At 25.9% G+C, this 15676-nt stretch carries 14 protein-coding genes and 1 other annotated feature; of the genes, 11 read left to right on the top strand and 3 right to left on the bottom strand.

Annotated elements, in window-relative coordinates:
• Positions 1 to 16 precede the first annotated feature (16 nt).
• From AC4FRL_RS00475 to AC4FRL_RS00485, 3 genes are all read left to right on the top strand, one after another.
• Complete coding sequence (locus AC4FRL_RS00475; RefSeq protein ID WP_491137985.1) at positions 17 to 1288, top strand: conjugated bile salt MFS transporter; 1272 nt, start codon at positions 17 to 19, stop codon at positions 1286 to 1288.
• Between the two features lie 214 nt (positions 1289 to 1502).
• Positions 1503 to 1826 (top strand) — a binding site (T-box leader).
• Between the two features lie 70 nt (positions 1827 to 1896).
• Positions 1897 to 2379 carry an Lrp/AsnC family transcriptional regulator gene (locus tag AC4FRL_RS00480; RefSeq protein ID WP_491137987.1) on the top strand — a complete coding sequence of 161 codons (483 nt, stop codon included), beginning with the start codon at positions 1897 to 1899 and terminating at the stop codon, positions 2377 to 2379.
• Positions 2376 to 3545, top strand: coding sequence for an aminotransferase class I/II-fold pyridoxal phosphate-dependent enzyme (locus AC4FRL_RS00485; protein WP_491137988.1), 1170 nt, complete (start codon positions 2376 to 2378; stop codon positions 3543 to 3545). The genes AC4FRL_RS00480 and AC4FRL_RS00485 overlap by 4 nt, the downstream gene beginning before the upstream one ends.
• 134 nt (positions 3546 to 3679) lie before the next feature.
• Here the strand turns inward: AC4FRL_RS00485 and AC4FRL_RS00490 are convergent, their stop codons facing one another.
• Positions 3680 to 4144, bottom strand: a complete 465-nt coding sequence (locus AC4FRL_RS00490) for a hypothetical protein (protein ID WP_491137989.1) — start codon at positions 4142 to 4144, stop codon at positions 3680 to 3682.
• Positions 4145 to 4214: 70 nt separating this feature from the next.
• The gene (locus AC4FRL_RS00495; protein WP_491137990.1) at positions 4215 to 5345 is read right to left on the bottom strand and encodes an MGDG synthase family glycosyltransferase; all 1131 of its coding nucleotides are present in this window, start codon (positions 5343 to 5345) and stop codon (positions 4215 to 4217) included.
• A 500-nt stretch (positions 5346 to 5845) separates the two neighbouring features.
• Between AC4FRL_RS00495 and AC4FRL_RS00500 the strand changes: the two genes are divergently transcribed.
• From AC4FRL_RS00500 to AC4FRL_RS00530, 7 genes are all read left to right on the top strand, one after another.
• Entirely contained in the window at positions 5846 to 6349 is a 504-nt protein-coding gene (locus AC4FRL_RS00500) for a GNAT family N-acetyltransferase (protein WP_491137991.1), read from the top strand.
• 310 nt (positions 6350 to 6659) lie between these two features.
• On the top strand, positions 6660 to 7862 hold the full coding sequence (locus AC4FRL_RS00505; RefSeq protein ID WP_491137993.1) for an alanyl-tRNA editing protein: 1203 nt from the start codon (positions 6660 to 6662) through the stop codon (positions 7860 to 7862).
• A gap of 44 nt (positions 7863 to 7906) precedes the next feature.
• A complete protein-coding gene (locus AC4FRL_RS00510) occupies positions 7907 to 8911 on the top strand; it encodes a glycosyltransferase family 2 protein (RefSeq protein WP_491137994.1) in 1005 nt (334 codons plus the stop codon).
• Between the two features lie 125 nt (positions 8912 to 9036).
• The gene (locus AC4FRL_RS00515; protein ID WP_491137995.1) at positions 9037 to 10212 is read left to right on the top strand and encodes an AI-2E family transporter; all 1176 of its coding nucleotides are present in this window, start codon (positions 9037 to 9039) and stop codon (positions 10210 to 10212) included.
• Positions 10213 to 10434: 222 nt separating this feature from the next.
• A complete protein-coding gene (locus AC4FRL_RS00520) occupies positions 10435 to 11223 on the top strand; it encodes an HAD family hydrolase (protein ID WP_491137997.1) in 789 nt (262 codons plus the stop codon).
• Positions 11224 to 11339: 116 nt separating this feature from the next.
• The gene (gene splB, locus AC4FRL_RS00525; RefSeq protein ID WP_491137998.1) at positions 11340 to 12362 is read left to right on the top strand and encodes a spore photoproduct lyase; all 1023 of its coding nucleotides are present in this window, start codon (positions 11340 to 11342) and stop codon (positions 12360 to 12362) included.
• Between the two features lie 110 nt (positions 12363 to 12472).
• Positions 12473 to 12649 (top strand): hypothetical protein, encoded by a 177-nt coding sequence (locus tag AC4FRL_RS00530; protein ID WP_491138000.1) that lies wholly within the window; start codon positions 12473 to 12475, stop codon positions 12647 to 12649.
• Positions 12650 to 12718: 69 nt separating this feature from the next.
• On the opposite strand, the gene AC4FRL_RS00535 is transcribed toward AC4FRL_RS00530, so the two are convergent.
• Positions 12719 to 13615 carry a LysR substrate-binding domain-containing protein gene (locus AC4FRL_RS00535; protein ID WP_491138001.1) on the bottom strand — a complete coding sequence of 299 codons (897 nt, stop codon included), beginning with the start codon at positions 13613 to 13615 and terminating at the stop codon, positions 12719 to 12721.
• A 342-nt stretch (positions 13616 to 13957) separates the two neighbouring features.
• Between AC4FRL_RS00535 and AC4FRL_RS00540 the strand changes: the two genes are divergently transcribed.
• Entirely contained in the window at positions 13958 to 15658 is a 1701-nt protein-coding gene (locus AC4FRL_RS00540) for an FAD-dependent oxidoreductase (RefSeq protein ID WP_491138002.1), read from the top strand.
• The last annotated feature ends 18 nt before the right edge of the window (positions 15659 to 15676 follow it).

The following is a 15676-nucleotide window of genomic DNA, read 5'->3' on the forward strand; positions in this document are numbered from 1 at the left end:
AAAGAAGGTAAGGATTATGAGTGATAATTTAATGGCAAAAAGCGGAAGTAACAAAAAGCAATATTTCATGATTTTTGTATGTATGTTAATGCAAGCCATTCCTTTTGGAGTAGCTCAAAATATACAACCGTTATTTATACCATATGTTGTAAAAGAATTTAACTTTTCTTTAGCAGCATTCTCACTTATATTTACTTTTGGTGCTTTAGCATCTTCAATTTGTTCTCCTTTCCTAGGAAAACTTTTTGGTAAAGTAAATATAAAGATTTTATTTATAGCAGGTACTGTTTTATCAAGTTTAGGATTTTTAGGTTTTGGTCTTGTTAAAAGTTTACCTTTATTCTACGCTTTATCAGCAGTAACTCAAATAGGATGTGTTTTATTCTCAGGTTTAGGTGTACCTTATGTAATAAACCATTGGTTCCCTAAAAAAGGAAGAGGTACAGCTTTAGGTATAGCATTTGCAGGTGGTTCTATAGGTAACGTATTCTTACAACCTATCGTTTCTAACATGTTAGCTCAAAAAGGTTCAGCTTTTTCATACATAACTTTTGGAATATTCTCTCTTATAGTAAGTTTAGTAATAGTATTATTATTCATCAGACTTCCAAAAGCTGGCGAAATTCAAGAAGATACTACTCAAAATGCTAACTCAAGCCAAGCAAAAGTTGTAAAAACTTTCGAAGGTTTAGGTGCAGCTGCAACTAGAAAAAATAAATATTTCTGGACATTTGGTATTGGATACGCTTTAATAGGTGTTGCTATAGCAGCATGTAGTACTCAATATGCATCATACTTTAGATTAAGCTTACACTTAGATTCAAAATTAATAGGTATTTTAGGTTCAACATTTGCATTATTCTGCTTAATAGGAAATGTTGGTGGTGGACGTTTATTTGATAAATTAGGAAGTTTCAATACTATGTTAATAGGATGTATCCTACAAGGTGTTGCAATAATAGGTATGTTATTAGCATCTACTTCACATAGTTTTGCATTCTTATTCTCAATTTGTTATGGATTATGTGTATTCTCATATATGTCAGGCCCAGCATTCATGGCTACAGACGTATTTGGTAGAAAAGATTCAAGTGTTAACTTAGGTGTATTAAGCTTATTCTTTGCAGTTGGATTTGCTTTAGGTTCAACAATCTTTGGTGAATTCGTACAACTTGTAGGATTTAAGATTGCTTGGGTTGCAATGCTTGTATTCTTAGCAGTTGGATATTTCTTATTATTAAGCTCAATAAAATTATTCAAAAAAGAAGTACAAAAAATGACAGCTTAAAAATAATAAATATAGATTTAGTGTATAGAAATTTAATAATTAAAAATGCTTTAGCTTTAGATAAGTTCTTCTTAGCTAAAGCATTTTTTAATTGTTAAAGTAACATATTATTAGAATATTTTGAAAAAAATAAACAGTTTTATGTTAAATTTCTTAAAAAAATATTGAATTTATTAAGTTTTGTGTATATAATTATAAAAAACAAAAATAAAGAAATAAAACTATGAAGAGAAGAAGTACTTTAAATGGACTTTTCAGAGAGCTAAAGGTTTGGTGTGATTTAGTAGGAAAGTTTAAAGGAAGCAGTCTCAGAGTTTCTTGTTGAGAACTAAAGGTTAAGTAATAAGCAATTTATTTTGATTATAATAATTAATTTTAACATATACATAACTTTTAATTAGATTAAGACGAGTTCCTCCCGTTAAAGAGGATAGAAATTGAATTTTATTATATTTAATAATTGAGATTTCTAACTGAGGTGAGTAAATTTAATTTACTTATTAGGGTGGTACCGCGAAGTAGTTCCTTCGTCCCTTTTTAGGGATGAAGGAATTTTTTTATATCAAAATAAATTTTTAAAATAAGTAATAAAAGGGGGCCAATGTGGCATGGATGAAATTTTAGAAGTATTAGAAAAAAACAGTAGATACACAGATAATGAAATTGCAGTTATGACAGGAAAAAGTGTTGAAGAAGTTAGAGAAGCTATAAGGGATTATGAAGAAAGAAATATAATAGCTGGCTATACCACTCTTATAAATTGGGAAAACACAGGAAAAGAAACAGTTACAGCTTTAATAGAAGTTCAAATAACTCCTCAACGAGGTGTTGGTTTTGATAAGGTTGCAGAAAGAATATATAAGTTTCCTCAAGTTAAGGCCTGTTATTTAATGTCCTCTGGAGGATTTGATTTAACTGTAATTGTAGAAGGAAAAACAATGAAAGAGGTTGCAATGTTTGTTTCAGATAAACTTTCTATTCAAGAATATGTAACAGGAACAGCAACTCACTTTGTTCTTAAAAAGTACAAGGATCACGGTACAATATTTAAAGAGAAAAAAACAGATGATAGGGAGATGTTATTTATATGATGCTAGAGAATATGATATTAGACAATGTTAAAAATATGCCACCTTCTGGTATTAGAAAATATTTTGATTTAATAAATGAAATGGATGATGTAATATCTTTAGGAGTTGGAGAGCCTGATTTTGTAACTCCTTGGAATGTTAGAGAGGCTGGAATTTATTCTTTAGAGCAAGGACATACTCACTATTCATCAAATGCTGGTTTTATAGAGCTAAGAGAGGAAATATCAAAATATTTAAATAGAAGATTTTCTTTAAAATATAATCCTAAGGAAGAAATACTTGTTACAGTAGGAGGAAGTGAAGGGATAGACTTAGCACTTAGAGCTTTAGTTGGTCCTTCTGATGAAGTTATAATACCAGAGCCAAGTTTTGTAGCATATAAGGGATGTACAACATTTACAGGAGCAACAGCTAAAACAATAAATTTAAGAGCAGAGGATGATTTTAAGTTAACTAAAGAACTTTTAGAAGAAGCAATAACAGATAAGACAAAGGTAGTAATAATTCCTTTTCCTAATAATCCAACTGGAGCAATAATGACTAGAGAAGAACTTAAAGAAATTGTAGATGTTTTAAAAGATAAGGATATAATAATAATTTCAGATGAAATATATGCAGAGTTATCTTATGATAAGGACCATGTTTCAATAGCTACTTTTGAAGAAGTAAGAGAAAAAACTATAGTAATAAATGGATTTTCTAAAGCTTATGCTATGACAGGATGGAGATTAGGATATGTTTGTGGTAATAAGATTTTAATAGATGCTATGAAAAAAATACATCAATATGCAATAATGTGCTCTCCTACAACTGCACAATATGCGGCTATTGAGGCCCTTAAAAATGGTGATGAAAGTGTTTTTGAAATGGCAAGAGAATATAATAGGAGAAGAAGAGTTTTAGTTGAGGGTTTTAGAAGTATTGGGTTAGAATGTTTTGAGCCTTTAGGTGCTTTATATGTTTTTCCTTGTATAAAGTCAACTAAAATGAGTTCAGATGAGTTTTGTGAAAAACTTCTTATTGAAGAAAAAGTTTTGATAGTTCCAGGTAATGCCTTTGGAGACTGTGGAGAGGGATTTATAAGAGCTTGTTATGCTGCTTCTATGGAAGATATAATGGAAGCTATAAAAAGAATAAAAGCTTTTGTTGAAAGACATAAAATTTAATATACATACTTTTATATATAGGAAAATTAAAATTTTTACTATCTATAATATACTTAAGAATTTAATTTGTTTTTTTAAATAATAAAAAGCTATTTAACCTCATTTATTTTAATAAAGGTTAGATAGCTTTTTTATTAAAGATTTATACATAAAACTTTACCATGTAGAGCTTTTAAAAGTTCTTTTTTCTTTAAATAGTTTAGTTTAAAGTATAAAGTACTAGTTCCTCCTGTGTAGATATTTACAGTAAACTTATTTTTAATTCCTTGTATTTCTATTTTTTGTATATCTTTAAATTTATAAACTGCGTATCCATATATAATGCTATCCTCTGTAATATAAAAACAGGATAGTTTATAGGATAAAAATATTAAAAGTAAACAATATATAATAGATATAGAAAGGTTTAATATATTTTTATTATGTAAATAAGACATAATACCAAATAAAAGTATTAAGATTGAAAGCATAAACATAAATATAGAGATTAAACTCATTATTTTTATATTTACAGTTTTTTTCCCTTTCTTTGCTTTTCTTGTTTTTTGGAGCAAAATTATATTTATTAAAATATATATTCCTATAATGATAAATGCCACTAGAACCACCTATATTCTTAGATTTTATTTATAAGTTTACAATAAATTTCAACTACAGTCAAAGAGATTGTTAAGGTTTTATTTTATTATTTTCTGCACACTTTTTTATTAAAAATTTACATATATCATCAGATGCATTTAGCTTTGAATTTAAACTTTGAGAATATGTAATTTTATTATAATATTCCTTATCTTCTAAAAGTTTTTTGCAAAGTTTTAGAGTTTCATATATTGATTTTGATTTAACTCCTAAATTATGTTTAATAAAAAAGCTACAATTTGCACTTTCAACTCCAGGAATGGGATTTATCATTATAATTGGTAAATGTTTATTAATTGCTTCAGTAGAAGTTAAGCCACCAGGTTTACTTATTAAAATATCTGCAGATTCCATAAGTAGATTCATTTCATAAGTGAAATTAAGGACTGTTAAATTACATAAATTTTTAGTTAAACTAAGCATTTCTTTAAATAGTTCTTTATTATTTCCACAAACAACAGTTATATTGCAATTTTTTAAGTTATCACTTAGGTATAAGGTTGTGTCTTTAAGAGAACCTGCACCCATGCTTCCTCCCATAATTAAAATATGAGGTTTTTCTTTTTCAAGACCTAATTTTGATTTAGCTAAAGTTTTAGGAATTTTTTCTTTAAAAGAATTACCTATAGGCATTCCATAGGATATTAATTTTGAAGAGTCTAATCCTCTATTTATAAATTCTTTAATTAAATCTTTATGAGGTAAAAAGTAATAATCTAAATTTGTTTCTTCCCAAAAAGGAGCACAAGTATAATCTGTAACAATAGAGGCTGTTAAGGTCTTTAATTTGTTATTATCTTTTAAATAAGTAAGGCTTTGAGTTGCAAAAATATGAGTAGATACTATAATATCTGGTTTTTCTTCTTCAATTACAGAAAGTATGTTTTCTGAATAAAAGGAATTTAATTTATAAATTATAGATTTTTTATTAGAATCACTAACCCTTTCACCAGCTTTATAAATAGCACCAAAAAGTTTAGGAACTGCTTTTACTATGTAATTATAGGCAGAGGATACCTCCTTTGATATAGAATGTCCTGCAAATTCTAAGGAATCTAAAGTAATTGTAGAGATATTAAGTTTATTAAAAGATTCTTCTAAGGCTTTACAAGCTGATAAGTGTCCACCACCTGTTTTTGTGTAAAAAATTATAACCTTCATAATAAATCCCCCCATTAATAGAATTTTAGTAACTAAATTAGTTTATAACCATTGTAAATTAACAAAGTGTTAAAAATATTAATAAATTATAAATAAATATTGAACAAATTTTGATGATATTTTTCAAATTTTCATGCTTAAATATTATAAAGATTTTTATTGTTTTACCTTTAAATAAATAAATTATTATAATTGTGCAGATGTGTTAATTAATTTGACAGGAATAATGGGTTTGTAAAATTAAACTATTACTTTAACAATATTTACAATGAAAAGAAAAAGTGTATAATAAATTCTATCATAAGTGAGGGCAGAATGAATTTATATAAAAATAACAAATTTACATTAAATTAGATATTATATGTGAGTTTTTTTAATTTATAGGTCTTTTAAGAGAAAAATTAAATATAAATAAAGCATATTTTAAAAAATAAATTAAAAAACTCAATTTAATATATTTGGGTAATTAATTAAATTTAGGAAGTCAGGTGAGTTGTTTAATGGAGGAATTAAAAGTAAGAAGAGTTGAGGAAAGAGAAGGGGGAGAAATTCTAAAACTTATAAAAGATACTTTTTTATGTATGATATCAGAAGAATTTTCAAAGGAATACTTTAAGGCAATGTTTTCTAAAGATCACGAAGAAAGTATTTTAGATAAAGCTGATAAAATTCATATTTATATAGCTTTAGTAAATAATAAAATAGTTGCTTTTGGTGCGATTGATAGCTTTTTAGAAAAAGAAGATGAAAGTATGATTTATCCTATCTGTGTTTTACCAAAGTTTCAAGGGAGAGGAATAGGTAAAAAGATAATGGGAGTTTTAGAAAATGATGAGTATTATATAAGGTCAAGAAGAATAGAGCTTAAAGCTTCAGATAAAGTTTGTGATTTTTATAAAAAATTAGGTTTTGATCACAAATATAACCTAAAAGAATTAGATAAGTATGGAAACTATAAATTAGAAAAGTTTAGATATAGATTACAATATGACCAAAATTATTAATAGGGAATATTTTTTTATAGTTCTATATAGGTAAATAGGTATAATTGTAATACATGTATATGTATTATAGATTAAATTTATAAAACTTACAAAGTATAATTAGGTTCTTAAATCCAATTATATATTTGTAAGTTTTATTTTTTAAAATAATAATAATTAATTTTTATATATTTTTTTAATTTAAAAAATATATAACTTTATAACTTTTAATTTAGTATTTACATATAAGTTTTAATTTAGCAAATTAATGTTATAATGTAACTTAGAATTAAAATTAAGCTAGTATTAGACAGTTGAGGTGTATATTTAAATGACAAAACTTTATTATGAAAATCAGTATATAAAAGAATTTAATACTGAAATAACTGATATTAAAGAGAAAGATGGTAAATTTCATGTTTCTTTAGAAGATACTGCGTTTTTCCCAGGTGGAGGAGGGCAGATGAAGGATTTAGGGTTTATTGAGGGCCTTAAAGTTATTGATGTATATGAAGAAGAGGGAGAAATATATCATGTTCTTGAAGAAAAACCTAAGAAGTTAAAAAATTTAAATTGTAAATTAGATTGGGAAAGAAGATTTGACGGTATGCAACAACACTTAGGACAGCATTTGCTTTCTGGATGTTTTTACGATTTATTTGGAGCAAATACCTGTGGTTTTCATTTAGGTAAGGATATAAGTACTGTTGATATTATAGGTTTTTTAGATGAGAAAACTATAAGAGAAGTAGAAAGAGAAGCAAATAGATTAATTTTTGAAAATTTAGAAGTAAAAAGTTATGCTCCTAGTAGAAAAGAATTAAAAAAGATAAAAACTAGAAGAGAACTTCCTAAAACAAATGAGGAAATAAGAATTGTAGAAATTATAGGCTTAGATTTAAATGCTTGTTGCGGAGTACATCCTAAGAACACTAGAGATTTACAATTAATAAAAATAAGAAGATGGGAAAAACATAAGAATTCTACAAGAATAGAATATGTAGCAGGAAAAAGAGCTGTAGATGATTTTTTCTTTAAGGATAATATATTAAGTGAGATTAGTAAAATTTTAAAATCTGGTGAGGGAGACACCTTAAATGCTGTTAAAAATTTATCAGAAAGAAATAAAAATCTTTTAGAAGAAAATAAAAAAGCTAAGAGTGAATTAATAGATTACAAAATAAAAGATTTATTAAATAAAGGTGAAAATATAAAAGATACATACTTATTAAAAGAGGTTTTTTCTAATGAAGAGGTAAAGCATATAGAAAAATTAGCTAATAAAATTAGTGAGAATTATAAGGCTATAGTTTTATTTGCAGTTAAAAATGATAAGAGAGTTAATTTAATATTTAATTCTTCAAAGAATGTAAAAAATCTTAGCATGAATGAAATATTAAAAGATGCCATAACTTTAATTGATGGAAAAGGTGGAGGAAGTCAATTTTTAGCTCAAGGTGGAGGAAAAAATAATGGAAATACAGAGGTAGCTTTAGATTATGCATATAATAAAATAAGAGATTTTTTAATCTAAAGTTATGAGGAAAGGATTAAAAACTATAGTGGAGTTGAAGATATATGACATTAAGTAATAAAAAGTTTTTAAGTATAATAGTTCCTGCATATAATTCTGAAAAATATATAAAAAGGAATCTTTTATCTCTTTCAAAGCAAAGTTCAAGGAATTTTGAAGTTATAGTTATAGATGATGGTTCTACAGATAATACTTGTGAGTTAAGCAAAAACTTTTTAGAAGAAAAAAAATTAGACCATAAAGTAATTAGATGTGAAAAAAACAGAGGACAAAGTACTGCAAGAAATATAGGAATGGATTATTCAAAGGGTGAGTATTTACTATTTTTAGATTCTGATGATTTTGCAGAGAATAATTTAGTTGAAGTTTTAGAAAAAAATATTTTTAATAAACCAGATATTATTTTCTTTGATTTTAAAAGAATGAGAGAAGATAATACTATAAAAAATAGCATAAATCAAAACTTTGAATTTGGAAAATTAAAATCAGGAGAGGAGGTTTTTAGGGCTTATAAAAATAACAAAATAAAACTTTGGACTGGTAGTCTAATATATAAGAAAGAATTTTTAGAAAAAAATAATATTAGATTCTTAGAAAATGCTTATGGTGCTGAAGATTTAAATTTTATTTTTAAAGCTTTACTAAGTTCTAATAAGGTTATGGGTATAAAGGATAGCTTGACATTTTATTGCCAAAGAAAAGAATCTTTAACGAATAATCCTAATCTAGAAAAAAACATAACAGTTGTTAAATCTATGGAGGATGTGTCAGATTTTATTATAAAAAATAATTTAAGTTCTGAGTTAAAAGATTTTATAGAAAAAGAATTTATAAGTGAGCATATAATGTATCAAGTTTTAGGTTATTTAAAAAGTGGAAAAGAGGAAGAGGTTTTAAAGGTTTTAAATAGAAGGGATATTAAAAAATACTTAAAAAATTCAATGTTAAAGAGTAGTAGATATGGGAGGAGTTTATCTATTTACATCAAAATGGCTGCTTATTTTCCCCGTTTATTTGTAAAAACATATTTGAAGAAAACAGGAAAATAATTAAAAAAATAAATAAACTTGGAGAGATGTTATTAACAAAAAATTAACAATATGTTATATTTAAGATAAAGTAAATTATTTATTTTTTTAAATATAAAAATTAATAGAATAAAGGAAGTGAAAATATGTTTTTGAATGATAAAAAGTTTAAAGGTGCTTTAATACTTATTACTTATGCTATTATTTTATGTTTTATATTTATGAAGTATTCTACAATTTTTGGAGGGCTAGGGTATATTACAAGCCTTATTAGACCTTTAATTTTAGGTATAGCAATAGCTTTTGTTTTGAATATACCTATGAAGTTTTTCGAAAGAAAGCTTTTTAAAAGATTAGATAATAGTAAAAAATCATGGGTTAGAAGCATGAAAAGACCATTATCAATAACATTAACTATAATAGTTTTAGTTGGAGCTATAACGACTATTATATTATTTGTTGTTCCTGAACTTACTTCTAGTATAGTTAAACTTACAGAAAGCATACCTACATATTTAAAAGCTTTTGAATCAAATATGAATAATTATGCTGATTCAACAATACTTTTAAGCAAGGTTTGGGATCAAGTTACTAATGCATGGCAAGAAATATTAAAAACTATTACTCATTTATTTGGTGGACTTGCTTCCTATCTTGTAGGTTTAACAGTAGATTTTACTACAGCTGTTATTGATTTCTTCTTAGCAATTGTACTAGCTGTATATATGTTATCAAGCAAAGAAAAATTAGTATGTCAACTAAAAAAAGTAATATATGCTTATCTTAGAAAAGATATAGCAGATAAAATTTTAAGTGTTGGACAAACTACTAATAGAGTTTTCTCAGGATTTATAGTAGGTCAATGTACAGAAGCTGTAATAATAGGTACTTTATGTTTCTTTGGTATGTTATTATTAAAGATGCCATATGCTTTCTTAATAAGTGTTCTTGTTGGTACAACAAGCTTAATTCCAATATTAGGAGCATTTATAGGAACAATACCTTCTTTCTTCTTAATATTTATAATAAACCCTATTAAAGCTTTTTGGTTTATTGTATTTATATTCTGTCTACAAAGAGTAGAAGGAGATTTAATCTATCCAAGAGTTGTTGGAAGTTCAGTAGGATTATCTTCTTTATGGGTAATGCTTGCAATTATGATTGGAGGAAGTGCTTTTGGATTTGTAGGAATGTTAGTAGGAGTTCCTACTGCAGCTGTTATATACTGCGTATTTGGAAGTGCAACTAATAAGAGATTAAATAAAAAAGGTATAAAAATAGATGAAGAAAAAATAGAGGATAGTGGAAAAATCCATGTTTAATAATTAATAATTAAAAGCCTTCCTTAAGGTTAATACTTAGCTTTAAGGAAGGTTTTTCTATTGCTTTAAAAAAATAAGGTAATATAATAATAAATGGAGAATAAAAAATAAAATTTAATAAATTAAACTTAAAAATTGCAGAAGAATTAGTATATTTAAATAAAGTATATAAAATTTAAAGAGAAGAAAACTTTACAGTTTACTTAGGAGGACATTATATATATGATAAAATTTATAGCAACAGACATGGACGGAACTTTACTAAATAATAATAAGGAATTAAGTTCAGAGTTCTATGATATATTTTATGAACTAAAGAAAAGAAACATACTTTTTGCAGCAGCTAGTGGTAGACAATACTATACTTTAGCTAAGGAATTTGACAAGATAAAAGAAGACATGCTATTTATTGCAGAAAATGGAACATTTGTTGTTTATAAAGGTAAAGAGCTTGTAACTAATGGTTTAGATAGAGAACTAGCTAATGAGCTTATAAGAATAGGAAGAACTATAGAAAACTCAAATGTAGTTTTATGTGGTAAGAATTCAGCTTATGTTGAGAGTAATGATGAAAGATTTTTAGAGGAAGTTAGAAAATACTATGAAAGATGTGAAATAGTAGATGACTTAGAAAAGGTTCATGATACTGTTTTAAAAGTTACAATGTGTGATTTTAATGGTTCAGAAAAAAATAGCAATAAATATTTTGATAAATATAGAGAAAATCTTCAAGTAACTATTTCAGGAGATATATGGTTAGATATAACTAAGGGGGGAGTTAATAAGGGTGTAGCTATAAGAGAGATACAAGAACTTTTAAATATAGATTACAAGGAAACTATGGTCTTTGGTGATTATCTAAATGATTTAGAAATGATGGAAAGTGCATATTATAGTTATGCTATGGAAAATGCCCATGATGATTTAAAGAAGGTTTCAAGATTTATAACTCATAAAAATAATGATGAAGATGGAGTTATTCATGAAATAAAAAAAGTTATAGGAATTTAATTAAGATTATTATTAATAAAATTATCTTAAATACATTTAAAATTAGAAAATTAAGAATAATAGTAGTAATTACTACTATTATTTTTTTTATAAATTTTATGAATGGAGATAATTTTATGTTTAAACCAAAAAGAATTTTATTTGAAAAGAATTCCTTAAATTATGAGATTGGAAAAAATATTTATAATTTTTTTAAGGACTTTAAAGAAGTAGAAATTATTGAGCTTAAGAATAATAGAATAAAAGAAAATATACCTTACAAGGATTTTGAAGAATTTTATAAAGAAGGAAAAAAGACTATAGTTGTTGGAGTTAAGAGGGGAGGAAAGTTTCAGTCTTGTAAACCATCAGCTAATTGGCAACTTCCTCTTTTAAGTGGATGTATTGGTAAATGTCAATATTGTTATTTAAATACTAATTTAGGGGATAAGCCTTATGTTAAGATTAATGTAAATGTAGAGGATATATTAAACCAAGCTAATAATTATATTGAAGAGGCAAAGCCTAATATAACTATTTTTGAAGGTTCTGCTACCTCAGACCCAATACCAGTTGAGCCTTATACAAATTCTTTAAAAAAAGCTATAGAGTTTTTTGCAAAAAATGATTATGCAAAGTTTAGATTTGTAACTAAATATACAGACATTGATTCTTTGTTAAATTTAAATCATAATGGAAAAACAGAAGTTAGATTTACCATAAATACTGACTTTGTAATAAAAAATTATGAAATAGGAACTCCATCTTTTTTAGAAAGAATAAAAGCAAGTGTTAAAATGGCAAGGGCTAATTATCCTATAGGGTTTATAATTGCTCCTGTATTTTTATACGAAGGATGGAAAGAGGACTATGAATCTTTACTAAAAGTTTTAAAAAGAGAAATTAAAGATGATTTAAATCATAAATTAACCTTTGAAGTTATTTCTCATAGATATACAAAAAGGGCAAAAGAAATAATAATGGAGGTATTTCCTAATAATAAATTACCTATGGTAGACGAGGAAAGGACATTTAAATACGGACAATTTGGATATGGAAAGTATGTTTATAAAAAAGAAGATATAAAAGAAATCAAAGAGTTTTTCAAGGAAATAATATTGAAATATTTTCCAAGAAGTGAAATAAAATATATTATTTAAATTTCTATAGTTAATTAAATAAATACATTTATTTTAAGGATTTTTATTTATTATCTAAAAAGCTTATAATTAAAATAAAGATTATAAAGTTTAAAAAAAGGGTGATTAATATGAAGAAATGTTTATATTGTGGAAAGGACTTAGAAAAGGAAAAAAAGGAAGATTATATAGAAAATAAAATAGGATATTTTTGTAGTGAGGACCATTATGATAAATATATTCTTTCCTTAACTCCTGAAGAGTATATAGAAATTCAAAATTCTTTTTGCGTATGTAGTGATGATTAAATATCAGATAGGTTTATTATTTTAATTATAAAAAAGGCAAGGTATTTTACCTTGCCTTTTAGTTTGTTTTTAATAACAAAAACATCTTTTTTTTGAAGTTAAAAAATCTACAAATTTTTCTTCATAATAATCTAATTTATAATTTTTTCTAAGAGCTATATAGTATTTAAAAGAGAGATTTAAATCTTTTATATTTATTTTTTTTAATTCTCCACTTCTTAGCTCATGAGTTAAGGATATTTCAGGTAAAAAGGAATATCCTTGTCCAAAGGATACTGAAGATTTTATTGATTGAGGAGAATTAAGAGATAAAACAAAGTTTAGTTTATTTATATCAAGTTTATTTTCTTTTAAGCTTTCTTCAATTAATAGTTTATTCCAGGAACCTTCTTCTCTAGTTATTAAAGGAAGAGTTGAAAGAGTTTTTATATCTATAGATTTAAATAAGGTATTTTTTCCACCAACTAAGACTAAGTTATCGCTCATAAGTGGGATAAGCTCTAGGTTTTTATGTTCTTTAGGTTTTCCTTGTATTATTCCTATGTTAGTTTCATGATTAGTTAATTTTTTTAATATATTTGATGTATTATCTATTTCCATAGATATATCAGTTTTATAATGAATTTCCTTAAAGGTATATATGCTACAGGGCATTACATGTTCACCTAGACTTTTGCAACAAGAAATAATTAGTTTAGAATTAATATTTTTTAGTTCGTCTAATTTTTTTTGTAAGTTATCCTCTATAGAAAGCATAGATTCAGCAAATTCAAAGAGTATTTCACCAGCACTTGTTAAACTTACTCCTGTATTACTTCTATTTAAAAGTTTAAAATTTATATCATTTTCTAGCTTTTGAATTTGCATACTAACTCCTGGTTGAGTTAGATGTAGTTTTTTTGAAGCTTTAGAAATACTATTACATTTAACTGTTGTATAGAAGGACCTAAGATAGGTTAAATTCATAAAATCACCTCCTAATTTTTTTTATTTATATTTAATATAGTCTATGTATTATTTCATAATTTTATATAAAAAGAATGTATTTTTATATATTTTAAAAGTTTATTTGTTAAAATAATTAACATTAGAAAATAAGTAATATTATATAATTAAATTTTAATTTAAAAGCTTTAGTTAAAGCAAGATGTATAACAAACTGTTATTAAGCATAACATAGTTTTATTATGCTAGGTATAATAACCTATGCTATGATTAAAAAAGAAGGAAGTTTTATAAGAAAGATAGATAAATTTTTAACAAAGATTTTTAAAACTTTTATCTTTATTTAAGAAAGGTGGAGAGATAATGGGTAAAAAAATAGTTATTGTTGGAGGAGTAGCAGGTGGTGCTTCAACAGCAGCAAGACTTAGAAGGTTAGATGAAAAAAATGAAATTATAATGTTTGAAAGAGGCCCTCATGTTTCTTTTTCAAATTGTTGCCTTCCTTATTATTTAAGTGGAGAGATTGAAAATCATGAAGATTTAGTTCTTATGACACCTGAAAAATTTTATAAGCAATATAGAATAGATGCAAGAGTTTATACTGAGGTAGTATCAATAGATAGAAATAATAAAAGAGTAAAGGTAAGAAATGTAGTAAATGGCAATGAATATACTGAAAGTTATGATAAATTAGTTCTTTCACCAGGGGCTAAGGCTATAGTGCCAAATATAGAAGGTATTGAAGATGTTAATTTATTTACTGTTAGAAATGTTGTAGATATTGCAAGGTTGAAATCATTTATAAAAGATAATAATATAAAGAATGTATCTGTAATTGGAGGAGGATTTATAGGCGTTGAGGTAGCAGAAAATTTACAGGAAGCTGGATATAATGTAACATTAATAGAAGCTATGGAACAAATAATGAAACCTTTTGATTATGATATGGTTCAAATTTTTCATAAAGAAATGTATGATAAGGGTGTAAATTTAATAGTTGGAGATAAAGTAAGCTCCTTTGAAAATGGAAGTGTTGTTTTAAAATCAGGTAAAAAGATAAATTCTGAGGCTATTGTTATGGCTATTGGTGTTATGCCAGAAACTGAATTAGCTAAGGAAGCTGGTTTAGAAATTGGTGAAACAGGAGCTATAAAGGTAAATCAAAATTATTTAACTAATGATAGTGATATATATGCTGTGGGGGATGCTGTAGAAGTTTATAATGCATTGACAAATTCAACTTTTAAATTACCTTTAGCAGGACCTGCTCAAAAACAAGCTAGGGCAGTAGCAGACCATATACATGGAAGAACATCTAGAAATAGTGGATATATAGGTTCCTCTTGTATTAAAATTTTTGATTATAATGGAGCATCTACAGGGCTTACAGAAGGTCAAATAAAGGCTATGAATTTAAGCTTAAATTATGAGGTTGTAAGAGTTATACCACAAGATAAGGTAGGATTAATGAAAGATAGTAAGCCATTGCACTTTAAGCTTATATTTGAAGTTCCAACTGGTAGAATTTTAGGTGCACAGGGAATAGGAAAAGGAAATGTAGATAAAAGAGTTGATATAATAGCTACCTTAATAAAAATGGGAGGAACAGTAGAGGATTTAAAAGATTTAGAACTTTGCTATGCACCTCCTTTTGGAACAGCTAAGGATGTTGTAAATCATGCTGCTTTAGTTGCTTCAAATCTTTTAGAAGGAGCTTTTAAACAGGTTTATGTTCAAGATGTTAGAGCTTTGGTTAACAATAAAGAGTTTATAATAGATGTAAGAGAAGTAAATGAATATAAAGCTGGGCATATAAAGGGAGCTAAAAATATTCCTTTAAGTGAAATAAGAGATAGATTAGATGAAATACCAAAGGATAGACCTGTTTATTTACATTGTAGAAGTGCTCAAAGAAGTTATAATGCATGTCTAGCATTACAACATTTAGGTTTTAAAAATGTTTATAATGTGTCAGGAGGGTTTATGGGAATAAGCTTTTATGAATATTATAATGATAAATCTAAAAATAGAGAGCCTATAGTTACAGAATACAATTTTAACTAAAAATAATCTATGGTGTTT

Source organism: Clostridium sp. TJA032, from assembly GCF_058310275.1.